This window comes from Petrotoga sibirica DSM 13575, assembly GCF_002924625.1.
GTDB classification, from domain to species: domain Bacteria; phylum Thermotogota; class Thermotogae; order Petrotogales; family Petrotogaceae; genus Petrotoga; species Petrotoga sibirica.
Genome location: NZ_JAHC01000027.1, coordinates 1 through 25,124, shown reverse-complemented (window position 1 = coordinate 25,124; position 25,124 = coordinate 1). Strand labels below are relative to the sequence as shown.

The following is a 25,124-nucleotide window of genomic DNA, read 5'->3' as shown; positions in this document are numbered from 1 at the left end:
TTCCCTCAGAACAGTTTCTTTTCTCTCAAATTGGCTTTTTCTTTTTGTTGGGTCAGACTTTCCACCTCGCCACCTTCGAGAGAAAAAGTGATTTCGTATGATCCATCGATCAGCAAAAATATATTCACCTTTAATTCATCAACGTACTTTTTTAGAATTTCATATTCTAGCTTTTGACCTGAAGAGAATTTGAAGTGTATTTTATTGTTTTCAATTTCTGGATTCGAAAATAGTAAAGCGAAGTATATAGCCATGTTGGACTTCTTCTCGTGGGGATCGCTGAAGTAATCGAGAATTTTCTTCATAATTGGGTGTTGAGTTTCTTTGATAACGGATTCTGTGGTTACTTGATTTCTATTTGGAGTTTTTTCATTTTCGTGTAGCAAAGGCACGGAGGTAGTTGAATATTTGTGCATGAAATCTAAGATCTCCACATCGAAAATCAACCTTTTATTTTCACTGTATTTTAAATCTTTAAGTATATTGTTGAATATCCCCATTAAGTGAATTAAGTTACTTCTTTTCTCGTTAATTAGTGAATCAAAAATATATTCTATGGATTGTTCCAAAAGAATTTCTGGGTCTTTTCCCAAGTTGAACAGATCTTCAGATTGTACCAAAAATTCATCTATTTTTGAATTGGAAACATTTTCTATGAACTGAACAATAAAATTTTCGTCGAACAAACCTAGTATGTCTAGGGTATCTTGGTGGGTTATCTTCATTTCTCCAAATTTTTCTACTTGTTCCAACATCGATATGGCATCTCTCATCCCACCTTTTGCCCTTTTAGCTATGATCTGCAAGGCGTCTAACTCATATTCCATCCCTTCAGAGCTTGCTATATTTTTCAACCCTTCTACTATTTCATTCTGACCTAAATTTTTGAAGTTTATAATTTGAGACCTAGAAATGATGGTATCAGGAACTTTTTCCAAATTGGTGGTCGCTAAAATAAAGACAACGTGCGAAGGTGGTTCTTCCAGCGTTTTTAGCAAAGCATTGAAGGCTTCTCTTGTCAACATATGAAATTCATCGATTATATATACTTTGTATTTTCCATAGACAGGCCTATAATTGGAAGAATCCCTGATGTTTCTGATTTCGTCTATTCCTCTATTCGAAGCTGCATCCATTTCTATTACATCCAAAAAACTGTTATTGTTTATAGAAACACAGTTCTCGCATTTGTTGCATGGATTGTATACTTGGGGATCCATGCAATTTAATACCTTGGCGAGTATTCTAGCGGTTGTAGTCTTTCCAGTACCACGTGGACCCGAAAAAATATATGCATGAGAAACCTCTTGCTTGTTTAAAGCGTTTTTGAAGTATTTTACCACATGGGGTTGTCCTAAAATTTCATCAAAATCTAAAGGCCTGTATTTTCTGTATAAATTGTTGTTCATAAAATTCCCTCCGAATTGCCAACAAAATTTAAACTGTACACCTTGTTTTTCAATAATGATAAAACGATATCTTTGTTATGTTCTAATATTTCAAATATAAAATAAACTTCGTCTGAAAATTTTCGTTCTATTATTTTGAAGTTGTTTTGTTTTTGCATGAGGTTTTGTATGAAGGAAAAATTGCCGTAGTCACATTTTGCCTCGTAAATAAACGTCTTTTCATAGGTAACCACTTTAGAGGCTTTAACAACTTCTTCAGCAGTTTTAGAATACGCATCTATTAAACCGCGAATCCCTAATTTCACTCCTCCAAAATACCTCGTAACTACTATCGCAACGTTTGATAGACCAAACTTTTCAATTACACCATAAATAGGTTTACCCGCGGTGCCTGATGGTTCGTTATTATCCGAATAATTACCGATTTCTCTTCCTTCTTCATGTACCTTATAAGCCCAACAGTTGTGTGTGGCGTTATTATACCTTTGAGAAACTTCTTTTATAAATTTTTGCGCTTCATCGATCGAATTGACCTTTGATATATTTCCAATAAATTTAGACCTTTCTACAGTGTATGTAACTTCGATAGGATCTTTTATAGATTTATAATTCAAGATATATCTTTATCTTCCCTTCAAAATCATCGGTGAGGTTAAATTTATTAGCAGCACTGGATTGATTGGCAGAAATTTCATAGAATCCTGAACTATCAACATGCAACAATAATTCACCTTTCTTTACTTCAGCATAGTTTTTAACGACTCTTGCTACATTTTTTGTCCCGTTTATTTCTACTGTTACTTTTTTGCTTAGATCTAAATTCTCAAGATAGTTGGAAGATAAGTTAGTTTCAATGTTCCCAAAATCATCTGAATATAAATAATCACATATTACTTTGTTATCTTCAATGACAGGTTTTTGCATATCGAAAGTTGTTAATTTTTCTGTTTTTGGTCCAAAATGATCGATAGTAATACCTTTAGAAATGTATGCGGCCACTGGTGCAAATATATCACGCCCATGAAATGTTGATGAATAATCAGTTTTATAGAAAAATCTTTTGTCGGATAACTCAACTGATTCTTCAACTCCATATTCTTGGATCACAAAAGTAAATAGACCGTTATCTGGGCCAACAAAATAATAGTTGTACTTTGATGTTTTCAAAGCGATCGGGTTCCTAGGACTACCTACGGTTGGATCAACAACGCACAAAAAAACGGTTCCTTCTTCAAAATCGCGAGAGGCCCTGAAAATTAGAGATGCATATTTCTTTATATTAAAATGACCAGCACTATGTGTAATATCAATTATATCAGCATTTTTATTTATTTTTTTTATAACGGATTTACAAACTGAGACATAATACGAAGAGAGTCCCCAATCCGTTAAAAAAGCTATAAGATCCATTAGAATTAACCCCCTTATGTTTCTTGCGTAGCTTGAATTAGCATCAATGATGCCAGAAAGAAAATTACCCCAGAACCTAATAGTATTAGAATTTCAAAACTTACATCACTTAGTCCGTACCCTAATACCGTTATTTTTCTCCAGCCATCTAAAGAGTATTTAACAGGAAATAGGTTCGCTATCTTTTCAAGAATACTTCCTGTAGGTATTGGGATCAAAACCCCGCCAAATACCAACATTCCTCCTATCATTGCCGTCACAAGGAAAGAAGTAGCTCGAGCCGTTTTTAAAAAAGAAGATAAAAACAAGCCAAAAGAGCTGAAAGAAAATACAGATATTAAAACGAGTAAGATCAAATTCCAGGGATTAGCTTGGGATTGAACACCAAGCATTCTGAACATAGACCACGAGAACATCCCAGCAACGAAACCTATTACTATATACGATATAATTTTTGATAAAATGAATTCCCAGGTTTTTAATCCGTTTGATATATATAGATCCAGTAATCCAACTTCTCTGGCTTGACCAATGGAAGAGGCTATTCCTATCATAGATAACAAAAGGATTACAACCACCGCTACGATAGGAGCAAACATATCATTAATTCCCAAATTTGTAGTGGGAGAAACGACCAAAGAACCGTCCGAGGCGCGTGGTATAAGCATTTTTATTTCCGGCTTGGGTCTCGTTTCGTCGATCCCTATACCTCCTTGAAGTAAGAATTCGGTAGTGGAGCCAACTTTTATTTCGGGTATCCCTGCAAGTTCATCAAAAACAGCTTTAAAGCCAGTATAGATCATCATACTGTTCTGAATTTTGTGAGGATTTGGTATGATATACAAAACCGTTTGATTACGATTGATCAGATCTTGTGTAAAACCCTTTGGAATGATCAGTATTGAATCATAATTTGCTTCTTTAATTAATTGATTTAATTGTTCATCATTTTTAATTTCGATGGTGCTCTCAAAATCCAAAAATTGTTTTATCAAAATGAAACTGAAATTCCCTAAAAGGCTGTTATCTTCGTTGTATAAAGCTAATAGAAAATCTTGCGTTATATTCGCAGGATAGAATGAAGAACCAAAATAAGCTAAAATAACAGGTATTATAACACTTAAGATTAATACTCCTCGATTTCTTAACACTTTCTTTATCTCATACCATGACATCTTTAAAATTTTCATCTGTTATCTCCTCACTTCTTCCAAATGCTGGGATATTTTAAGTATGATGTTCGGTGATTCGTAAAAAGTCAAGGACTCATCCCCCACTAAAAGGTATAAACCGTAGGTGTTTATATACGGTTTATGCATAGTGCTCATATTACTTGGCCAGATGAACATATCTCTTATTTTGGGATAGTACAACTCTTGTTTCTTTTGTAATTTGAACATGCCGAAATCATCTATTTCATTATAATCAATGAACCTTGTGTAATACCCACTTCCCAACTTAGTGTTGAAAGCTATGCCTTTGTTTGAAAAACCAAATGCCGCGGTAGATAAATTTGTTAATTGATCGATGTTTCTAATCTGCCCCATTCCAAAAAAACATATTTCAAAATCCCAATCTTCCTTGGAATGGCCAGTTTCTTTTATATAATCTTTCAAATCGTCAACTATCTTTTCATCTCTCGAGGCAACAAAAATTAAAACCGCTGCCAAAGAGATATATAAAAACATCGGTATATTTGATAGCCCAATTATATTCATAAAAAGCTGCGAGATTAATAAGAGCGCACCTTCTGTGATGAATGGTTTGGCTCCCCTCTTTTTAAGAATAAAATACGAAAAAATTAAGCCTATAGAAGATATTCCAAAAAAGTACCATCCTTTTATGAAAAATTGCATTAAGGGAATTAGCCCAAAGAAAATAGAAACTAACCGATACATTTATTTTACCTCCTACTTTCCAACGCAAAATGTGGAAAAGATTTTATCTAGTAATTCTTCAGTATAATTTTCCCCAGAGAGTTCGTAGATTTTTTCAAGTGCTTTTCTTACGTCGTACATAATTACATCGTTAGAAAAACCTTTCTCAAACGAATTAATAGCGTTTAAAACAAACTCTTTAGATGATTCTAAGGTTATCTTTTGCCTTTGGTTAGTTAGAGTTGGTTCTTCAATATTGACCTTCTCAAAAAACTTTTCATATATCTTATCTTCCAAATTTTTAATATCTCCGTTCTTTGCAGAAATTATAACAAAATCATTTGGATTTTTTTGTTTCAATGGGAGATAATTACTCTCTTTAAAATTAGGAGAATCCGATTTATTCAATACAATTATAACAGTTTTATTTCCCAATTCATTTAGTTTATTATAAATTAGTTCGTCTTCTTGTGTAAAAGGCGTTGTGCCATCCAAAACAAACAAGATTAGATGAGAATTCTTTATGGAATTTATGGTCCTTTCTATTCCAACCCTTTCCAACGTGTCTTCTGTGTTTCGTATTCCTGCTGTGTCTATGAGTTTTATGTATATACCGTTTATGTTCAGATTTTCTTCAATGGTGTCCCTTGTTGTTCCTGGAATATCAGTTACAATCGCTCTATCTTTTCTCAGAAGGGCGTTCAACAAGGTGCTTTTACCAGAGTTCGGTTTTCCTACTATAACCGTTCTGACACCCTCAACAGCTATAATACCGTTGTCAGCACCCTTTAGTATTTGATCCATACGATTCACAATATCATCTAATTTGTTCTTCATATTGTGATCTTCAAATTCTATATCATCAGGATAATCCATTTCTACCTCGATCTGGGCAGAGATACTTAGCAAACTGTTTTTTATCTCATTGATCTTTTCAGAAAGGGGATTTTTAAGTTGATTAAAAGACGCTTTTAAAGATATTTCGGTCTCCGAAGTAATTACATTGTTTACAGCTTCTGCTTTTATGAGATCCATCTTACCGTTTAAAACAGCTCGTTTTGTAAATTCCCCAGGTAGAGCTTGCCTTACACCATATTTTATAATTGTATTCAAAACGGCATAAGTGATAAGTTTACCACCATGACAAAATATTTCAAGCATATCCTCTCCTGTGTAAGAGTGAGGTTGTGGATGGTAAACCCAGGTAATTTCGTCCACTTTTTCTCCTTCTTTATTATAAAGCCAACCATAGTACATTTTCTTAGGGGTATATCTTTTTCTTTTTAATGCTTGGCCTATTATGTTTTTAACGTGATTGCCTGAAATTCTTACCACCGCTATAGCTCCTGTACCAATTGGGGATGAAATGGCAACTATTGTATCATTCAACACCTTCTTCACCTCTTAGGAAAAAACCTTTTCCATATATTTCATATGGTCTTTGGGCCCATAACTTATGAGTTCTTTCGTTTCTGGATAAAAGGTAATCTTTCTTGAATATTTGTCGTATTTTTCAATGACAGGATTTACATCATTTTCGAATTTAAAAGATATATATGTATCTCCTATTTCTATCTCTTTAATACCTTCCATATTGGCTTTTACTTTTATAAGAGCGTATTGAAATAATCTTTCTACCTCTTGTGGAAGTTTACCGTATTTGTCACGTATTTCAGATTTTATATCCTCAACATCATCAACTGTTTTAGCTACAGATATACTTCTATATATTCGCATTCTTTCAATAGAATTAGGGATATATGATTCTGGAATAACTAGGGAACCTTTTATACCTTTTATTTCTGTATAGGTTTGAGGTTTTTGAATTTCTTCTTCCTTTTTAATTCCATATTCAAACAAAATTTTATTCAACATCTCATGGTATAGATGGTACCCTATCGCGTTAATATGACCTTTTTGCTCTATTCCCAATATATCCCCGTATCCACGAATTTCTAAATCTCTTAAAGCAAGCTTTAATCCACTTCCTGGTTCATTGTACTTTTTGATCGCTTCCAGCCTTTTTTTAGTTTGAGGGGTGACTTCTTTTTTAAAAAGAAAGTAGACGAAAGCTCTTCTGTTAGATCTTCCGACTCTTCCTTTAATTTGATATAACTGAGAGATCCCGTATCTTTCTGGATCGTCTAGGATAAGGGTGTTAACGTTAGGTATATCTATCCCATTTTCTATTATTGTTGTTGATAAAAGTAGATCGATATTTCCATCGTACAAATTGTTTATAGAGTTTATAAACTCCTTTTTTGATGTTCCACCATGTACCATTGTTATCTTAACTTCTGGAACGAGGCTTTGTAGTTTTTTGTACAGTTCGTTCAATTCTTGTACTCTATTGTGAATATAGATCGTTTGTCCGCCCCTAGATTTCTCTCTCAAAATAGCCGTACGTATTAACTTATCTGAATATTTCCCTACAAATGTTTGAATGGGTAACCTACCCACGGGCGGGGTCGATATCGTGGATATGTCTCTTAATCCGCTGATAGACATGTATAAGGTTCTAGGTATAGGAGTGGCGCTCATCATAAGGAAGTTTACACCTTCGCTTAACTTTTTGAATTTCTCTTTTTGAAGTACCCCAAATCTTTGTTCTTCGTCGACTATAACTAACCCCAATTTTTTAACCTGTAGTAAATCTGATAATAAGGCATGCGTTCCTATTACTATATCTGTTTGACCCTTTTTTATGCTTTCAAAAAGATCTTTCTTTTCTTTTTGTGTTTTATGACGAGTAACTAAAGCTATCTTAATTCCAAAAGGGTCCATTCTTTGTTTGAAATTTTCGTAATGTTGTTTAGCAAGTATAGTTGTTGGAGCTAATAGTAGCACTTGATAGTTTGAAACAACCGTTCTGAAAGACGCTCTCATAGCAACTTCGGTTTTACCAAATCCTGAATCACCTGACAACAATCTATCCATTGGTCTTTCACTTTCGAGATCTCTCATAACCTCGTTGATACTCTTTTCTTGGTCAGGTGTCTCAACGTAAGGAAAGGTTTCCTTGAATTTTTCTTCCAATTCAGGATCCCCGAATAGTTGTATCCCTCGTTGATTTTCTCTTAAGGCATAGATTTTTTGGAGTTCTCTGATCTTTAGTTTAATTTCTTCTTTTACCTTTTGTTTCGTATTTTTCCAGCTTTTGCTGTTCAAAGAAGATATTTTAACTGTTTCGGGATCTCCAATGTACTTGGATAGTTTGTCCAACCTACCTACGGGAACATAGACCTTTGAATTATCAGAATATTCTAATGTCACAAACTCTCTTAAACCCAAAGGGGTTTCAATTTTGTTAACGCCATGATATATTCCTATTCCGTAATCTTCGTGTACCACCAAGTCCCCTTCATTTAGATCTTCCCAATCAAGAAGGGGTATATATTCCAACCTTTTATCTTCTTTCTTGGGTTTTATAAAGTAAATCTTTTCAAGGGTAAGTTTAACTTCTTCGTATTTAATTTTGTTCAAAATTTCAAGGTTATGTCCTGAAAACATTTTATATATTTTTCGTTTTAGTTCATTGTCACACATTTCATAGTTTTCTTTTACTTTTTCTCTGTAAGAGTTTATAATTTCTTCTTTGTTTATTAAATAAATATCTCTGTCTTCATTTAGATAACTTAATATTGTATTTTTATCTTTGTAAAAGATTCCTGGGAGAGTGTTGAATTGATCAAGAGTTAGGGGCTCTTCCTCATTTGTTCCAATGGTATATTTTTTTAACCTCTCCTCATAAATTTCTAAGTTGTGGTCAAATTTCATAATTTCAGAACCAGGAATTATCTCTATTTCTTTTAAATTTTCAATCGATCTTTGAGAATAAATATCAAAAAAAGATATTCTATCTATTACTTCATCCCATAATTCTATTCTCACAGGTTGTTCGTAAATTGGAACGAAAAAATCTCTTACAAAACCTCTTTTAGAATATTCTCCAGGACTAGTTACTTCTTCAGTAAGGTTGTATCCTAAATGATAAGGAACATTATATTCAAGATCGAATGTATCTCCAACTTTGATTTTTTTGATTGCGAATTCTTTTTTGGGTAAGGTGTACTTTATTAAAGACGAGAAGGTAGTTAAAACAGTCGCGTTCTTTTTCGTTAATAAAGCATATAACGTTTTCATCCTATTTGCCTTTATGTTTGGAGAGATATCCAAATTTTCAAATGGAAATATATCAAAGTCCGGATAAATGAAAACCTCTCCCTCCTCATCGATATCGTAAAGATATCCATCTGGAAGCACTAAAATTTTCTGTTTGTTGACTTTTTTTAGCGAGTTTAGAAAATTTACAAGCTCTTTTCTAATCAATTCAACGTTACCTCCTGATAAACTTCAAATACTTTTTATTGTTTTCAGAATCAAAAAAAACGGCACAATCGAGGTAATCGGTAATATCTGTTTTATTATATTTAAGAAAACATATCAATTTTTCACCTTTCCAATAGTAATTTATCTCTTCTGCTATAGGGACTTTAACATAAAAGCCTAAGAAAGATAGCTTTATCTTTTGCAATTTTTTTGATGATACAATCTCCTGTGCCAACTGTAGGATGTATTCCTTCGAAACAGGCCTTTTTAAAACTTTTCTAATTGGTTTAACTACTATTTTTTGAGGCACACTTTCTTTAATATTAAATTCTATCATTTTTGTCGTATTTAGGGTTGTATTAGTTGGCATTGGCACATTTATTAAACTAACTCCTATCTTCATTTCACTATCCTTTATATTTATACCAGATAAAGAAGAATTTTTAATTATACTAATCTTAATAAAATCAAAATTAATTATTTTTTTTGGTAAAAGATGATCTATTTCTTCAACAAAGGTAATTTCCTCCCCTGTCCAAGGGAGTTCTTTTATCTTTACCAAATTGTTGATATCAACCGTCTTTATTTTTGAGTTTTGAGTTTTTGAGGGTAGAAGGTGGTACTTTATGTTCTGGAAAGGTATTGAATTTATACGGGTATCCAAAGAAAGGCTAGCTTGATTGATAGTTATTTTTCTTTTGAAGTACATATATACACCAAAGCCTCTTTTAATCGAGTAAATGGTTCAAAGATATCAAAAATTTCTATATAAGATTTTAGTTTCTTCAATGTCAGGGAATCCAACAGTTTCGAAGAATAAAATCTTAAGCTCGTATTTTGATTTATAGGAATTATACCTTCTTTTTCTTTAACCTCAAAGCCTTTATCACTGCTTACTTCTATTATGTACATTATTATCTTGCCAATATCGATATAATTTATTAGATCACTGTCGTCAGTTAGTATTAAGTCCACATCGTGAGGGGAGTATAATTCATCATTACTTAGTATTTGAAAGGCTAAATAATTTTTTAGGTTTGATCCATAAATTATTTTTTGAATTTTGGAAGGTTTTATTGGTTCTGTGTATTTAAACGAAACGGGTATTCCATTTTCATTGAGAATCAATAATCCACCAGAATAGAGTTCATCATCTGATTTATATATTGAAAAATAACCTAACATATATTTTTATTTCTCCTTCCCTACCTTCTTTTAAGGTATCTTAGTCTTTATTAGCGCCCCTTTGCCCCGCTGCTCGCCCATAAGGATGGGATTTAGTAAGACTTTGACCTGCAACCCATCCCAATTATAAAATACCTATAATCTTAAATCCAAAAGTTTACCTCTGTACTCATCCACTACATACTTTTTTACGGTATCTTTTTTTTCATTGTTTATATTCCTCTGAGGGGGAACCCCAGAAGATGATTTATTATCCACATTTTTCTTTTCAACTTGGTCTTTACTTTTTATCCTTTTTTGTAGGTTTTGAGAATATTCACTCGCTTGTTTAACTAACAACACATTTTTGGCTGCATCGTAAGAATGAGATATTGCCTGCACATTGTTGGCTACATCTATAGATTTGGTTACCAATATTTGTAACTCATGAAGTGAAGCCATTTTTATTCACTTCCCTGAATCATCTTTTTTAATTTAACCAATATTACAGAGTGTAACTGAGAAACCCGTGATTCACTTATTTCTAAAACACTTCCTATCTCCTTAAAGGTCAAGCCTTCGTTATAGTATAGAGAAAGTATAAGTTTTTCTCTTTCTTCCAATTTCTCGATACTTTGTGTTAATTTATCATGCAACATATCTTTATAAGCCAGTATTTCAGGGTCGTTTTCTTCTTGTATATCTTCAAACCAGTTCTCTTCTTCATTGCTTAAAAAGTATTCATCCAACTGAAGAATCTGCCTTTTACTCAAGGAGAACTTTATCTTGTCTACATCATTTTTTTCAATGTGAAGTTTTTCTGCCACTGAATTATCGTCTATGTACTCATTATCTTTACATTCGTAAATCAAATCTTCGTACTTTTTTACTAAACTTCTTATTTCTTTAGGAAGCCAATCTATTCTGCGCAGATAATCATACATCGAACCTTTGATTCTTTTTAGAGCGTAGGTGTAAAAAGAAGTGCCTTTCTCCGGGTTGTATCTCTTATATGATTGAAGTAATCCTATAATCCCCTCCTGAATCAAATCCTCCAACTCTATATTTTTAGGTAAAGTAGTTTTTAAATTTAAAGCTATAATCTTTATTTTAGGCAAAAATTCCATTACCAACTGTTCTTCATTAATTTTGTACTTCATTTATTTGCCACCTTAAATTACTGTGATTTCTACCTTTTCTCCTCCACCAACCTTTTTAACCTTTAGTTCCCCATTTGCAATGTTAAATTCCACACTTCTGGCTCTGTTCCCACCAGTATCTTCAGCGAGTATTTTTATGTTGTTTTCTTTCAAAATTTTTTTAACCGCCTCAACATTCTTACTTCCTACATTCAAGGAATTATTAGAATTTTTGAACATAGCTGCTCCTCCTGCTATCTTAGCTTCAAGGTATTTAACATTTCCACCTAAATCTACAATTCCATCTATTATCGCTTTTATACCTGTGTCTGCATATTTACCGATCTTCTGATCATTTTTGTTGCTTCTGCTTTCAGGAAGCATTATGTGGACCAAACCTCCAATGAGGTTGTTCTTATCTCGTAGGCAAACCGCCACGCAGGAACCTAATCCTAATGTGACTAAAATAGAAGGATTTTTATCTACAATGTATTCACCAATTCCTATTATTCTTTTCTTACTCTCACTCATTATTTGTCCCCATTCCTAAGGTTTTTAATAATTTTATAATATTATTTTCGTCTGATAAATATATTAAGAAGCATGTTACGTTCCCTTCATACTCTTCAATATTTATATCTGTTCTAATTAGGATTACAAAATCGCTACCTTCAGTAACCATAAGAGAAGCTTCGGAAACTATGGCTGTTAACATATCTACGGTAATTTTTGGGGGCAAGGAATGTATGTTCAAACCTGTAAAATTTGAAAGCGCAGATATATAAGTACTACACATAATATTGCCAACTTCTCCAATGGCTGAAGAAGTCATTTCATCAATTTCCGTTAAATCTTCTGGCCTGGGGAGCATTAACAGTTCCAAGATTTGTTTTGTTTCTTGGGTTCCTAGCAGAAACAAAATAGCCCCATGAAGTTCTCCACCAATTTCTACCATAGCGCCAGCTGTTATGCCTTCAGGATCACTAAACTCCTCCCATAATTCTGAAATAGGTATAATTTCAGCGGATGGAACCGTGATATCAATTTTTTTGTTCAACATCGTTGAAATAGCTGTCGCTGCATTACCTGCACCTATGTTTCCCAATTCTTTTAATGCATCTAATTTCTGTTCGTTGATCTCATCATAGATTGACATTGAACTTCCCCCTTTTTAATATGAAAAAGGTATTGTATCAAATCTTTTTAAATAATTCCCGTTCTAATTTGAAAACGAACCTCACCAGCTCTTCTTCTTTTTCTCTTGTTAAGTTTAAAAACGTAATTCCATAAACGAATTCTCCACCTGTAGTTTTATCAATTAACCTAACAACCTGTGATTCCATGTCTTCGAGTCTGACTTCATTTTTTAAAGATAGCTTTAATATTATTCTTTGCCCTACTTTCAACTCTTTAGAGGTAACAATAGACAATCCTCCAGCACTGAAATCTTTAGTTATAAACCTGTATTGGGTGGGTTGAACGTTCTCCTGGTTTTTGCTATTTTCTTGTTCCTCTTTGAGATAAAAGGTACCCTCTTCAGAAACAGGAATTCTAGCGTGTTCCCTTCTTTGTACCCTAACGATTGTTTCAGGAATGTTTATCATAAGGTACCCTATATTCCCTTCTTTTCCACTGCTGTAAATTTTGCTTTTGAATAAATAAACTGCCCTTGAAGAGTATGCTCTTACTTTTAGATTTGTACCTCGAAAAATTTTCAGATAAGCACCTTTAAAAATAGGAATTCCAATTTTAGCTAGATTAGTGTTGAGGTCATATTCGTATAAGATACTTTTATAAATCCCTTGAATTCCTTTTTCTTGAATTTCTAAATCCAAAGGCATATTAGTGTATAAAACATTCTTTGAACTTACTTTTTCCACAAAATCAGACATCTTAAACTCCTTTTCTTAATGCTATTTTTATCATCTTCGCGCAACCTACCTTGAAGGATAAAGTAAACTTTACAACTTTTTTTCGTAGATCAATGGTCTTTTCCAAAAATCTCTTTCAATCTCTGTGTAAAATTGGTGTGGGAAGAGGTTTTTATATTGAGTATATTGGAGGTAATCTTTTTTATATCTTTCGAAAATTTACTGTTTTCTTTCAATGAAATTAAAGGTATCTGCCTCCTAACACTAAAATGAACGTTTTCATCGTAAGAAATTTCATGAAAGTTATTAATTTCTCTGTTTAAAAACCTTTTTGTAGTTCTACTTAAGACGGATTTAACCATCTCTATTTCGTTTTTATTTTTAATCATGTTAAGAATTATCTCTATTTCCCCATTTACATTCAAAACCGATAAAGCTTTCAGCAAGCTGTAGGCGTTAACTACCGCTGTCGGTTCTGGGACGGTTATTAAAAATATCGTATCCGAATTTAGATAAAAATTATTGAGTTTTTCAGAATAACCTGCACCTACATCTATTATAAAAAAATCCACTTCTTTCAACAAATTTAAAAATTCATCCATTATCGAGTCATTAAAATTATTTTGAAAGACCTTCCAATCTGTAAAATCAAAACCGCTGCTTATTATCTTAACACCATACTCTGTATCTTGAACGCACTCATTGAAGGTGACATTCCCCCTCATATACTCACTCAACGTATTTTTCACAGTGTTTCCCATCAAAATAGAAGCGTTTGCAAAGCCTGCATCCGAATCAAATAAAAGTATTCTTTTCCCATGTGCGGCCAAATCAGCAGCGATATTCACTGATAATACCGACTTTCCGACTCCACCTTTTCCGCTTACGACTGTTATAATCTTTGTTTGTGAGCTTAAATACTCTTCCCTTAAACCAGCTGCTTGATCTTGATATATTCGGTTCATTTAAATACCTCCTCCACTGCTGCATGGGTCAGCCATTCTTTAGAAGGAAACTTCAAATCTTCAGGAACTCTTTGACCGTTTGTTATCCCCAACAAAGGTACTCTAGAATATTCTAAGAAAGAAAATAATTGCCCAAATGATGAGGTTTCATCTATCTTTGTAAAAATTAACGCGTTGGGTTTTAGAAAAGAAAAATTATCATAAATATGCATCATATCTTCACAATTGGTATTGGAAGATATTAACATTGTATTGTAATCAGGTTCAACTACATCTTTGAACACTTTGAGTTCTCCCATCTGTAAATCGTTCTTATGGCTTCTCCCTGCAGTGTCTATTAGAATTACATCAAAATTCAGAAGTGATTCCAAAGCAATTTGGAGGTCAGAGGGGGTATAACAAATATGAAGCGAAACACCTAGAATATCTGCATAAGTTTTTAACTGATCTGTTGCAGCTATTCTATAAGTGTCAATTGTAATTAAAGCAATTTTTTTATTCATTTTTTTCAAGTTGGCTGCTATTTTGGCCAAAGTTGTTGTTTTTCCCACACCTGTGGGACCTATAAACATAACTTTACCTTTTATATCACCAAAATTTAAAATTTCTAAGCTTTGATAAAGCTTTTTTTCAAATCTTGTCCTTATAATTTCTTGATTTTTCCAATTTTCTTCGACCTTCAAATCGTTCAATTGATTTAAAAAGGATTCAATGAAAGTCCTTGAATACGATTTTTCGTATAACTTATCTTTTATATCTTGAAGGTAGAAATTGTTTGCTTCCATTTTTTTATTCAATTGTTTAACCATATTCATCAACTCTTCTAATTTCAAACTATCTTTTATGTTACCTTCAGAAGATTCCTTTTCATTGTATCGATGGTAAAAGGCTTCTGCACTTTTGTCTATCTTAGAGGATATTTCCCTACTTGTTTTTATAAACTCTGTTAAATCATCTTTCGAACGTTTGTCACTGGGTTCTTTTTCGATGTTTAAATACGATGGTTTTGATATATTTTGTTCTTTTTCTTTTTTTCTATAAAATTCGGGTGTATTCCTTTTTATCAGATCGTTTAACGAATAGGTATTATCAACTTCCTTTGGGTATTTTTTTGATTTTTGAGTATTGTATTGATAATTTTTATTTTCTTCGCTCAAAACGGTTACTTCAATGTGTTTTTCTCCACCGATTCCAAAAAAACCCCCTTTTTTAATTTTTTTTGTTTCTAAAATATAGGCATCTTCACCAAATTCTCTTCTTATCTTTTCCATTGCTTCAGAAATTGTTTTTACTGTAAGTTTTTTAATTTGCATTGGATCTCTCACCTTCTATTTTCACTATTTCGTTCACGTTGAGAGAAGTATCCGAAGGTATCTCTTCGTAAGCAATAATACTAATGTTTTGAATAAATTTTAATATAAATCTGGCAAACGGATATCTTATGTTTTTAGAACAGATTAATATAGGATTAAACCCTTTCATCATCATATTTTCTAGAGATTTTGATATTTTTTGTACCAAAATATTTGAATATTCTGGTTCGAGTATTATAACCCTTCCCGAATCGGCTTCCCTAATCGATTCAGATAATTTTTTCTCTATAGATGGATCCAATGCGGTAACATGTAGTTCTCCATCGTCTGACTTTAAATTTTCCGCTATTTGCCTACCTAAAGATCTTCTAACATACTCTACTAAGTTCTCAATATTGTTCCCATATTTATCTACTGCCTCTACCAAACTTTCAAAAATTAAGGGTAGATTCCTTATTGAAATTCTTTCATATAATAGTTCACTTAAAACTTTTTTTAGTTCATGCATTTTTAGCATTGTTGGAATAAGGGTATCTACAATGTTGGCATAATTAACTCTCAATCCATCTATCAATATTTCTATTTCCTTGGTACCAATAATTTCGTGAGCATATTTTTTAATGGTTTCAGAAAGATGAGTGGCAAAAACACTGGGTGCATCAACAGTTGTGTAGCCTTTTTCTATAGCTTCCTCTTTTAAACTCTCGTCTATCCAGAAGGCTCCCAAACCAAAGGCAGGTTCTTTTGTTTTTATACCAGGTAATTCTTCAGAAGCCATGCCTGAGTTTATAGCAAGAAGTCTATCGGGGATCAATTCAAATCTCCCAACTTCAACACCTCTTAATTTAATGACGTATTCGTTCGAACTTAATAGAACGCTGTCCCTTATTCTAATGGGAGAGATAACTATACCCAATTCATAGGCTAATTGTTTTCGAACAACGGTTATCCTATCTAATAGGTCTCCACCTTGATTTGGATCAGCTAAAGGAATCAATCCATAACCAATATCTACCTCAATTGTATCTCCTTGTAAGACTTCTGAAACTTCTTCTGGGGTTGTAAGAGGTGGTGCAAAACCGACAGAAACGCCCCTTTTTTCACCTTTTGGTGTGGTTGAAGCACTCATTCCCCCCCCGCTTGACCCAGGAGTTTCGTACGCTAGCTGACCTTTACTCACTCTGCTCACGTAAGCTACAAAAAGTAAACTTCCTCCTAAAATCAACGAAGGAAAAATTGGAATTGGTGTCAACATACCTAAAAATATTATTATTCCACCAGCTATATTCAAAACCCTTGAGTCAGAAGTAAGTTGTCTTATTAAATCAACACCAAAATTATCTTTTGAAGCGGCTCTTGATACTATCATACCTGCAGAGGTTGAAATCAACAACGCAGGAATTTGAGCAACTAGCCCATCACCAACGGTAAGTAGGGTAAATACTTCTGCCGCCTCTGCAATCGTTAGTCCCTGCTGTAACATCCCAATTATTAAACCCCCAACTAAATTGATAAGGGTTATTATTAAACCAGCGATCGCATCCCCTCTTACAAATTTACTAGCTCCATCCATAGCTCCATAAAAGTCGGCTTCTCTTCGTATGTCTTCTCTTCTTTGCCTAGCTTCTTCTTCGTTAATCAACCCAGAAGACATGTCAGCGTCTATACTCATCTGTTTGCCAGGCATGGCATCCAAAGTGAACCTTGCGGCAACTTCAGATATTCTTTCTGTTCCTTTAGTTATTACAAGAAATTGTATTATAACAAGGATCAAAAAGAGGATGATTCCCACAATATAATTTCCACCAACAACAAAGTCACCGAAGGTCCTTATTACTTTTCCTTCGAAATTTTTACCGTTTAGCAGTATTAAACGAGTAGACGAAACGTTCAAGGCCAACCTAAAAATGGTCATAACCAATAACAAAGATGGAAAAATAGAGATATCCAAAGCCCTTTTCAAATATAAGGTAGCCAATAAGATTACAATAGAAACGATTATGTTCAATAGTTGCAAAAAGTCTAGCAAAAAGGTAGGAATAGGTATAACCATCAACACAACTATTCCCACGATGAGTATGGAAATTACTATATCTAACCCTTTTATTCTATTAAAATTCATCGCTAACCCTCCAGTGAATTAATAACTGAGTTTGTAGACGTAAGCTAGTACTTCTGCAACTAAGGTATATAGATCTTCTGGAATTTCTTCGTTTAAGTCAACTTTCTCATAAATTTCCCTTGCCAAACCAGGTCTTTCTAAGATTGGAATTCCATGTTTAAAAGCAATATCTCTTATCTTAAAGGCTACTTCATCTTTCCCTTTTGCTACAACTATCGGAGCCTGCATTTCTTCAGGTTTGTATTCTATCGCAACGGCATAATGAGTAGGATTGGTGATAACAACGTCCGCTTCGGGAACTTTTTGCATCATCCTACTTCTTGCTAAATTTCTCATCAATTCTCTTTGTCTTTGTTTAATTTCAGGGTTCCCTTCAATTTCTTTTCGTTCTTGTTTGACCTCATACTTACTCATTTTTAGCTCTTTTTTATATTCATACCTCTGATACCAAAAATCAAACAAACTGAGTAGAAGCAGAACTATTCCTAATTGAAAAAGTATATTAATAACTAAATCAAAAATCACATTAAAGGAGAAAGAAGTTTCTTCCTCTGCCAACGAAAGTATCTTATACCAATTAGATTTTATTATATTATAGGTTAACAATCCTAATATACTTAATTTTAAAAGAGCTTTTATAAGTTCCACTACTGATCTTAGAGAAAATAACCTTTTAAATCCTTTAATGGGATTTATTTTGCTCAAATCCAATTTTAAAGATTTAAAAGTAAACAAAAATTTGGTTTGAATCATTCCCAAAAGGGTAGAAACTACAACGGCAACACCAAAAAACAGTACCAATTTAATGTATAAGTTCATATGTGCGCTAATCTCATATCCAAGCAAATCTGTTGGTGAAAAATCTAAATCTAAAGATAAATAATCGTAAAATACCTTAAAAATATCGTTAAGTAAAGGCTCAAATATTACCCACAAGAAAAGGGAAATTGATAAAAAACCAACAGCCATGTTAAATTCGTTCGATTTAGGAATGTTACCTTCTTCTCGAGCTTTTTCTAACCGTCTAGGCGTGGGATCTTCTGTTTTATCTGGATCAGCAAAGAGTTGAAGGTTTATTGAAATAGAAGAATCATTGAGTTTTTTATCCATTTTATCAGTTGAAAGAATAGAGATGTAAATTGATCTTCCCAAATCAAAATCACTCCTAAAAAAAGTAAAAATCCTACCAGTATTTGTAGTGGAATACCCACCATAAAAACATTAACCTGAGGAATCAATCTAGATACTATTCCCAAAGCAACCTTTAAAAGTATCATAAATGCAATAAATGGCATAGAAAGTTGAAGTCCGATAGTAAATACATTAAATAATTTTTGAGAAAAAATCATAAATCCATCAGGTGTTAGAGTAAAAACAACGGGAATCTTGTTGAAAGAATCTATAATTATTGAGTATAAAATTAATGGCCCTTTAAAGATAAAAAAAAGCAACATACTCAACAAAAATGAAAATTCCGAAATTAAAGAGATCTCATCGCTAGTTACAGGATCGAAAACATTCGCCATTGCAAATCCAATTTGTATACCTATCGTTTCCCCAGCAAATTGAAAGGCATAAAACAAAATATTGGCGATTAATCCTACACTACTTCCAAAAACAAAATTCATTAACAAATAGAATATTATCACTATAGGTGGTGAATTTATGGGAAAAGTGCCGTTAACCTCAAAAAGCACCAAATAAGAAATAAAGAGCGTTATGAAGACTTTTCCCTGAACAGGAACGAAAGCAGTACTAAAAAAAGGGATAAAAAAAGTAATTCCAGCCATCCTGGCAAAGATAAAAAAATAAATCCATAATTGGTATGTTAAGTTTTCTAATACCACCTAAATCATTCCCAAATAATATGTGAATAACTCAAATGAAAAATCTGATAAGTTTTGCATTATCCAAGAGAACATCAAAACCAAAGCAAGAAAGGTTATTATAATTTTAGGTGCAAATGTCAACGTTTGTTCGTGAAGCTGTGTAACGGCTTGGAATACACTGATAATCAACCCCACGGCTACACTTATTATTAGAATTGGAGAGACCACTTTTAGAAAAAGAAGTATACCGTTTTCAAAAACCTCTATTAGTACCTCTTCACTCATGAGATCATCCTCCCACAAAACTCCTTACTAATCCACCAATCAAGATGTCCCATCCATTTACCATTACAAAAATCATTATTTTAAAAGGTAAAGAAATCAGAATTGGAGGTATCATGATCATTCCCATTGATAATAGAATACTTGCTACCACCATATCTACTATGATAAATGGCAAATAGAGTAATATACTCATTTTGAAGGCGATTTCCAACTCGCTTATTGCAAATGCTGGTACAAGAATTTGAAAAGGAGTTTCTTCGATATTATCTATCTCTATATTTATTGAAGATGAAAGCATATAGATATTGTCTTCGTTTTTATGGGCTACAATCTCTGAAATCATAAAACCTTTGAATTGTTGCCAACTAATTTGTATAGCTTCTTGATAGTTAATCTCATTTTGATTGTAAGGAATAATTGCCTCTTGATACACCCCATTAAAAACAGGAAACATTATCATTATCGTTAAAAAAAGTGCCAAAGCCAACATTACTTGATTTGGAGGGGCTTGCCTAGTGCCCATGGCTTGCCTCAAAAAGCTTAACACTACAACTATTCTTGTAAATGAAGTAAATAACATTAGAAACCCTGGGGCTAATGACAAAACGGTTACGATTAAAAGTATTGTCAACGTCGGCGTTAAAGTATTAAATTCTTCATTTGGGTTTATTTGTATATCTATTCCTGGGAGTTGAATAGTATTTTGAGGAAAAATTAAACTAAGAGTCAGAATAAAAAGAATAAGGGTTATAATCGTTTTTATTTTTCTAATTTTTCCTCTTCCTTTCCCTTGAAATTTTATCTTTTTTCAATATGTTTGAAAAGGTTTCAAGAAATTTGGGATGTTCATTCATGATTTCCTGAACCTCTTCTTCTTCTAACTTTCTTATTATCTCACTGGAACTGGAAGTAGCCAAAATAATGTAATATTCTTTAAAAATTTTCAATACTCCAACGTATAAATTCCTATCAAGATAATATTTTTTTACCATCTTCACTTCTTTACTTTTTGGCCCCTGTTTTAATGTCTTAACCAGTATATAATAAAATACCCCAAGAAGTATGATGAGTAAAATTATGGCTAAGTACCAAAACGACACATTAACCAAATTATTGGTTGGAGTTGCATAGTTAGTAGGCATTTAAACTACTCCAATTTTTGTAAAGCTTCTATAACCCTATTAGCCTGGAATGGTTTTACAATGAAATCCTTAGCTCCAGCCTGAATGGATTCTATAACCATAGCTTGTTGTCCCATTGCGCTGCAAACTATTATCTTAGCGTTAGGGTCTATTTTCTTAATCTCTTTTATAGCCTGAATACCATCTTTTATGGGCATAGTTATATCCATAGTAACAAAATCTGGTTTTAATTCTTGATACTTCTCGACAGCTTCTTGACCATTGCTAGCTTCTCCGACTATTTCATAATTTCCTTTCGTTAATATGTCTTTTAACATCATTCTCATAAATGCAGCATCATCAACTATTAAGACAGTTTTAGCCATTAAAACACCTCCGAAGACTTTAAAATTTTTACTTTTCTAACTCGGTCTCTAAGATACTTTCTAAATCAAGATATACTATCAATCTGTTTCCTATCTTTACAACGCCTTTAACTTTATCTGAATAAACTGACTCATTTGACTGGAATTTTTCCAACTTTTCAGGATCGATAGAAAGAACGTTTTCAACTTCATCTACATACATTCCTATTTCCTCTTCGTTTATTTTTAAAACAAGGATATTTTGATAAATGTGGTCTTTTGGAACTTCAATTCCTAAAATCTTAGTTAATTCTATAACGGGAACTATTCTTCCTCTTAAATTTATTAAACCAACTACGAAGTATTTTGAATTTGGAACGGGTGTTACCTCAGTCTTATCTACAACACTTTCTATATTCTCTATTGGCAAAGCATATTCTTGATCCACAATTTTGAAAGAAAGCACGTCTTCCATCATATATTTCCCCCTCTTTTACAACTATTTATAATACCTTTCTAACTTCTGAAATTTGTTTAAGAACTCTTTAGCCTTACTACACACCTTCATTTAATTACTTTAGTAATTAAATTATTTATTATATTAAAGAAGCCACATCTAATATAAGAGCTATCCTACCGTCTCCTAAAATTGCACCTCCACTAAATTCTTTAACATCACTCAGCAAAGACCCCAAGGATTTGATAACTATATCATCTTGACCTAATAATTTATCAACAACAACCCCATATTTTTTGTTTCCCAATTTCACAATAATAATATATTCGTTTGAAGAACCTTTTTTCTTTTCATAACCAAACAGCTTCCTTAACCGTACTACAGGCATTACTTCCCCTCTCAAAAGGAAAACTTCTTGACCCTGGACAACTTTTAACTCACCATCACTCATTCTTTGAGTTGTATCAATGTTAGCGATAGGTATCGCATAGACATGATCATTTACAGTTATTAAAAGAGCTTCGATAATTGCCAAGGTAAGAGGTAAACTAATACTTATCTTTGTGCCTTTTTCCTTTTTTGTTTCCAAAGAAATAGTACCTTTTAAACTCTCTATAGTACTTTTAACTACATCCATTCCAACCCCTCTACCTGACAATTCAGTAGCAGCGGTTTTAGTAGAAAAACCTGGTAAAAAGACAAAATTGTATATCTCATCATCGCTTAATTTTGATGCTTCTGATGAGCTGATCAATCCTTTATTTATAACTGTACGGAGTATTTCATTTTTATCGAACCCTTTTCCATCATCTTCGACTTCTATGATAACTCCGTTCCCTTCATGCCTAGCTGATAACTTCAACGTTCCTGTTTCAGGTTTACCTTTGGCCAAACGCTCGTGAGGACCTTCTATACCATGATCTATGGAGTTCCTTAATAAATGAACTAAAGGCTCACCTATCTCATCAACAACGGTTCTATCTAATTCCGTTTCTTCCCCTTGAATAACAAAGTTCACTTTTTTCCCTAATTCTTTTGCAAGATCCCGTACAAGCCTTGGAAATCGATTGAAGACAAACGCAACAGGAACCATTCTAATTTTCATAACAACATTTTGAAGATCTAAGGTTATCCTTGAAAGTTGGGTTAAGCTTTCATCAACTTCTTTTACATCGTACTTACTTAAAGTTTCAATAATTCTACTTCGAGCTATAACGAGTTCTGCCATTAAATTCATCAAATTATCCAATTTATTTATATCTACTCTTATACTTCTTGAAAGCTTAACTTCTTTTTTGTTGTTCTTCTCTAAACCTTCTTTTTTTAAGTCTTCTTCCTTATCATTATTCTTCTCTTTTGAACCAAATAGGTTGTTTGTTGAAAATTCATCAACATAAACCGATTCCACTTCGGCAATTTTATTGACGAGTTCTGCTATCTCCCCAATACTTTTAGAGGTAACAACCCCAAAAATCAACTCTTTATCAAAATTTTCTTTTTCTATCTCTTCGACACTAGGATAGGTATAAACTATCTCACAACCGTTTTCTTCTAATTTGTGATGTATAGCGTAAGCTCTTGCTTGTTTTAACTGAACACCATCCTCTAAAATAACCTTCAAAATTAAAAAGTTAAGATTTCTTTCTTTTGCTTTTTTAAAAACATTCTCCAAAAGTTCCTTAGTTTTGTTGTCCATTTTAGAATAAATGTCGTTACTCTGGTTGACTGGATTTTCTTCTTTTTCAGCTGTTTTATCTTTAGGAGGTTTAGACGAACCAGCTAATTCTCCAAACGAGTCAATTTTATCTAACAGTTTTTCCAGTTTTTCTATGCTGCCCTTCCCTCCTTGCGCGATATCTGAAATACTCTCTTCCAAAGCGTCCGAAGTTTTAAACAAAAAATCCATTAGATCATCGGTTAAATCAATGTTTTTATTTCTTAAAGAATCTAACACATTTTCCAATTTGTGTAAAAATTTAGCCAACGTATCAAACTCCATTGTCCCTGCCATACCTTTTAAGGTGTGAATAACTCTAAAAATATTGTTTATTATTTCTAGATTACTTTTATCTTTTTCAAGTTCAAGTAGAAGGTCATTAAGTTCTTGAATATTTTCTTTGGATTCCTCTAAAAAAACATTTAAATATACATCATAATTCGCCACTTTTATCCCCTCCTATTTTAAACCGTTATATACACTTTACTATGGCTTTTGATTTCGAACCAAATTAAAAATATTCCAAAAGGCAAAATAGGTTGCTCTTTTTCGAATTTCATTCCTGTCTCCTGAAAAAACTTCTTTTAGGGCAACAAAATTTTCATTAGTGAGAAAACCAAACCATATAGTCCCCACAGATTTTTGTTCACTTCCTGAACTCGGCCCTGCAATACCACTAACAGCTACACAGATATCACTTTGCATAATTTTCTTCAAACCATATGCCATTTCTTTGACAGTTTCTTCGCTAACAGCTCCAAACTTCTCTATCGTTTCTTTTTTAACATCCAATAATTTTACTTTTGAATCATTAGAATACGTTACCACCGAACCTTTGAACACATTAGAAGCACCTGGAATGGATACCAATGTATCCGAAAGCATACCTCCGGTACATGACTCAGCAAAAGAAAGTGTTTTTGAAGCTTCCGTTAAAGCGTTAAATAAAGAAATTTCTAAACTTTTGAAACCAATAAAATACTTACTAAATTGAGATAGTATCTTTTCCAATATAGGCTCGAAATCGTCATTTTTTTGCATCCTAATCCTTAAACTCGGACCAACGTATTCTTCAATTTTAGTAGAGTAATCACAATTTTTTAAGATAACAGAAACTTCTTGCATTAACTCAGCTTCTGTTAAACCATAAAAATAAAATGAATATTCTATGTCGTCATTTTTCACATCACTTTTTAATTCATTATATATATATGAATCAAAGATTGATTTCATTTCATTATACGGTCCTGGCAATAAATAAATGGTTTTACCATTAACCTGAACTTTCTGACCAGGCGCACTCCCTAAAGGATTTTGTAATATCTCGGCATTTTTTAAAACATAGCTTTGTTTTTTTAATATGCTTAGGTATTTTCCAGTTTTGTTATAATAATACTGTTTTATTTTCTCAAATAAATCTTCATTTAATACGATATCTATGTTACAAAATTCAGAAACAGCTTGAACTGTTAAATCATCTTGTGTTGGTCCTAACCCGCCTGTAATAAATATTGTATCACACATTTCCAATGCTTCTCGAATGGATAATTTTATCAAAGGTAAATCATCTTTTACATTCGTTATTTTTAAAGTATCGTATCCAATATATTTAAGCTTTTCAGCAAGGTATTTTGAGTTTTTGTCTAATATAATACCTTCTGTTAGTTCGTTACCTGTTGCAATTATACAAGATTTCAAAAGTGTCACTCCTATAGTTTATATTATTTAAATGCACTTTCTAAACGAAAAGT

Annotated in this window: 26 protein-coding genes; all 26 read right to left on the bottom strand. The window is 32.8% G+C overall.

Annotated elements, in window-relative coordinates; genetic code table 11:
* Nucleotides 1-5 precede the first annotated feature (5 nt).
* Nucleotides 6-1,409: a DNA polymerase III subunit gamma/tau gene (dnaX, locus tag AA80_RS07055; RefSeq protein WP_103877088.1), complete on the bottom strand. Its 1,404-nt coding sequence runs from the start codon at nt 1,407-1,409 to the stop codon at nt 6-8.
* Nucleotides 1,406-2,023: an IMPACT family protein gene (locus tag AA80_RS07050; protein WP_103877087.1), complete on the bottom strand. Its 618-nt coding sequence runs from the start codon at nt 2,021-2,023 to the stop codon at nt 1,406-1,408. The genes dnaX and AA80_RS07050 overlap by 4 nt, the downstream gene beginning before the upstream one ends.
* The gene (locus AA80_RS07045) at nt 2,013-2,819 is read right to left on the bottom strand and encodes an SAM hydrolase/SAM-dependent halogenase family protein (RefSeq protein WP_103877086.1); all 807 of its coding nucleotides are present in this window, start codon (nt 2,817-2,819) and stop codon (nt 2,013-2,015) included. The genes AA80_RS07050 and AA80_RS07045 overlap by 11 nt, the downstream gene beginning before the upstream one ends.
* A gap of 14 nt (nt 2,820-2,833) precedes the next feature.
* The gene (locus AA80_RS07040; protein WP_103877085.1) at nt 2,834-4,009 is read right to left on the bottom strand and encodes an ABC transporter permease; all 1,176 of its coding nucleotides are present in this window, start codon (nt 4,007-4,009) and stop codon (nt 2,834-2,836) included.
* A gap of 3 nt (nt 4,010-4,012) precedes the next feature.
* Nucleotides 4,013-4,717, bottom strand: coding sequence for a hypothetical protein (locus tag AA80_RS07035; RefSeq protein ID WP_103877084.1), 705 nt, complete (start codon nt 4,715-4,717; stop codon nt 4,013-4,015).
* A 12-nt stretch (nt 4,718-4,729) separates the two neighbouring features.
* Nucleotides 4,730-6,088 (bottom strand): tRNA uridine-5-carboxymethylaminomethyl(34) synthesis GTPase MnmE, encoded by a 1,359-nt coding sequence (mnmE, locus tag AA80_RS07030; RefSeq protein WP_103877083.1) that lies wholly within the window; start codon nt 6,086-6,088, stop codon nt 4,730-4,732.
* 12 nt (nt 6,089-6,100) lie between these two features.
* Nucleotides 6,101-9,025, bottom strand: coding sequence for a DEAD/DEAH box helicase (locus tag AA80_RS07025; protein WP_103877082.1), 2,925 nt, complete (start codon nt 9,023-9,025; stop codon nt 6,101-6,103).
* Nucleotides 9,026-9,032: 7 nt separating this feature from the next.
* On the bottom strand, nt 9,033-9,734 hold the full coding sequence (locus AA80_RS07020) for a hypothetical protein (RefSeq protein WP_103877081.1): 702 nt from the start codon (nt 9,732-9,734) through the stop codon (nt 9,033-9,035).
* On the bottom strand, nt 9,713-10,210 hold the full coding sequence (locus tag AA80_RS07015) for a hypothetical protein (protein WP_103877080.1): 498 nt from the start codon (nt 10,208-10,210) through the stop codon (nt 9,713-9,715). Before AA80_RS07015 ends, AA80_RS07020 begins: the two co-directional genes overlap by 22 nt.
* 135 nt (nt 10,211-10,345) lie before the next feature.
* Nucleotides 10,346-10,651, bottom strand: a complete 306-nt coding sequence (locus tag AA80_RS07010; RefSeq protein ID WP_103877079.1) for a hypothetical protein — start codon at nt 10,649-10,651, stop codon at nt 10,346-10,348.
* Nucleotides 10,652-10,653: 2 nt separating this feature from the next.
* Nucleotides 10,654-11,349 (bottom strand): sigma-70 family RNA polymerase sigma factor, encoded by a 696-nt coding sequence (locus AA80_RS07005; RefSeq protein ID WP_103877078.1) that lies wholly within the window; start codon nt 11,347-11,349, stop codon nt 10,654-10,656.
* Nucleotides 11,350-11,361: 12 nt separating this feature from the next.
* On the bottom strand, nt 11,362-11,859 hold the full coding sequence (gene cheD / locus AA80_RS07000; protein ID WP_103877077.1) for a chemoreceptor glutamine deamidase/glutamate methylesterase CheD: 498 nt from the start codon (nt 11,857-11,859) through the stop codon (nt 11,362-11,364).
* On the bottom strand, nt 11,852-12,484 hold the full coding sequence (cheC, locus tag AA80_RS06995; protein WP_103877076.1) for a CheY-P phosphatase CheC: 633 nt from the start codon (nt 12,482-12,484) through the stop codon (nt 11,852-11,854). The genes cheD and cheC overlap by 8 nt, the downstream gene beginning before the upstream one ends.
* Nucleotides 12,485-12,521: 37 nt before the next feature.
* On the bottom strand, nt 12,522-13,220 hold the full coding sequence (locus AA80_RS06990; RefSeq protein WP_103877075.1) for a flagellar brake protein: 699 nt from the start codon (nt 13,218-13,220) through the stop codon (nt 12,522-12,524).
* A gap of 89 nt (nt 13,221-13,309) precedes the next feature.
* Nucleotides 13,310-14,164, bottom strand: coding sequence for a nucleotide-binding protein (locus AA80_RS06985; RefSeq protein ID WP_103877074.1), 855 nt, complete (start codon nt 14,162-14,164; stop codon nt 13,310-13,312).
* Nucleotides 14,161-15,477: a flagellar biosynthesis GTPase FlhF gene (gene flhF, locus AA80_RS06980; RefSeq protein WP_103877073.1), complete on the bottom strand. Its 1,317-nt coding sequence runs from the start codon at nt 15,475-15,477 to the stop codon at nt 14,161-14,163. Before flhF ends, AA80_RS06985 begins: the two co-directional genes overlap by 4 nt.
* The gene (gene flhA / locus AA80_RS06975) at nt 15,467-17,599 is read right to left on the bottom strand and encodes a flagellar biosynthesis protein FlhA (protein ID WP_103877072.1); all 2,133 of its coding nucleotides are present in this window, start codon (nt 17,597-17,599) and stop codon (nt 15,467-15,469) included. The genes flhF and flhA overlap by 11 nt, the downstream gene beginning before the upstream one ends.
* An 18-nt stretch (nt 17,600-17,617) precedes the next feature.
* Entirely contained in the window at nt 17,618-18,751 is a 1,134-nt protein-coding gene (gene flhB / locus AA80_RS06970) for a flagellar biosynthesis protein FlhB (protein WP_233186844.1), read from the bottom strand.
* Nucleotides 18,673-19,446, bottom strand: a complete 774-nt coding sequence (gene fliR, locus AA80_RS06965; RefSeq protein ID WP_103877071.1) for a flagellar biosynthetic protein FliR — start codon at nt 19,444-19,446, stop codon at nt 18,673-18,675. Before fliR ends, flhB begins: the two co-directional genes overlap by 79 nt.
* On the bottom strand, nt 19,447-19,713 hold the full coding sequence (gene fliQ / locus AA80_RS06960; protein ID WP_103877070.1) for a flagellar biosynthesis protein FliQ: 267 nt from the start codon (nt 19,711-19,713) through the stop codon (nt 19,447-19,449).
* A gap of 4 nt (nt 19,714-19,717) precedes the next feature.
* A complete protein-coding gene (gene fliP / locus AA80_RS06955) occupies nt 19,718-20,485 on the bottom strand; it encodes a flagellar type III secretion system pore protein FliP (RefSeq protein ID WP_425014420.1) in 768 nt (255 codons plus the stop codon).
* Nucleotides 20,481-20,855 carry a hypothetical protein gene (locus AA80_RS06950; protein ID WP_103877068.1) on the bottom strand — a complete coding sequence of 125 codons (375 nt, stop codon included), beginning with the start codon at nt 20,853-20,855 and terminating at the stop codon, nt 20,481-20,483. The genes fliP and AA80_RS06950 overlap by 5 nt, the downstream gene beginning before the upstream one ends.
* Nucleotides 20,856-20,860: 5 nt before the next feature.
* Nucleotides 20,861-21,220, bottom strand: coding sequence for a chemotaxis protein CheY (gene cheY / locus AA80_RS06945; protein ID WP_103877067.1), 360 nt, complete (start codon nt 21,218-21,220; stop codon nt 20,861-20,863).
* Nucleotides 21,221-21,248: 28 nt separating this feature from the next.
* The gene (locus AA80_RS06940) at nt 21,249-21,677 is read right to left on the bottom strand and encodes a chemotaxis protein CheW (protein ID WP_243830554.1); all 429 of its coding nucleotides are present in this window, start codon (nt 21,675-21,677) and stop codon (nt 21,249-21,251) included.
* A 118-nt stretch (nt 21,678-21,795) separates the two neighbouring features.
* Nucleotides 21,796-23,820 (bottom strand): chemotaxis protein CheA, encoded by a 2,025-nt coding sequence (locus tag AA80_RS06935; protein WP_103877065.1) that lies wholly within the window; start codon nt 23,818-23,820, stop codon nt 21,796-21,798.
* A 39-nt stretch (nt 23,821-23,859) separates the two neighbouring features.
* A complete protein-coding gene (locus AA80_RS06930) occupies nt 23,860-25,071 on the bottom strand; it encodes a CinA family nicotinamide mononucleotide deamidase-related protein (protein WP_166667803.1) in 1,212 nt (403 codons plus the stop codon).
* Nucleotides 25,072-25,124 lie beyond the last annotated feature (53 nt).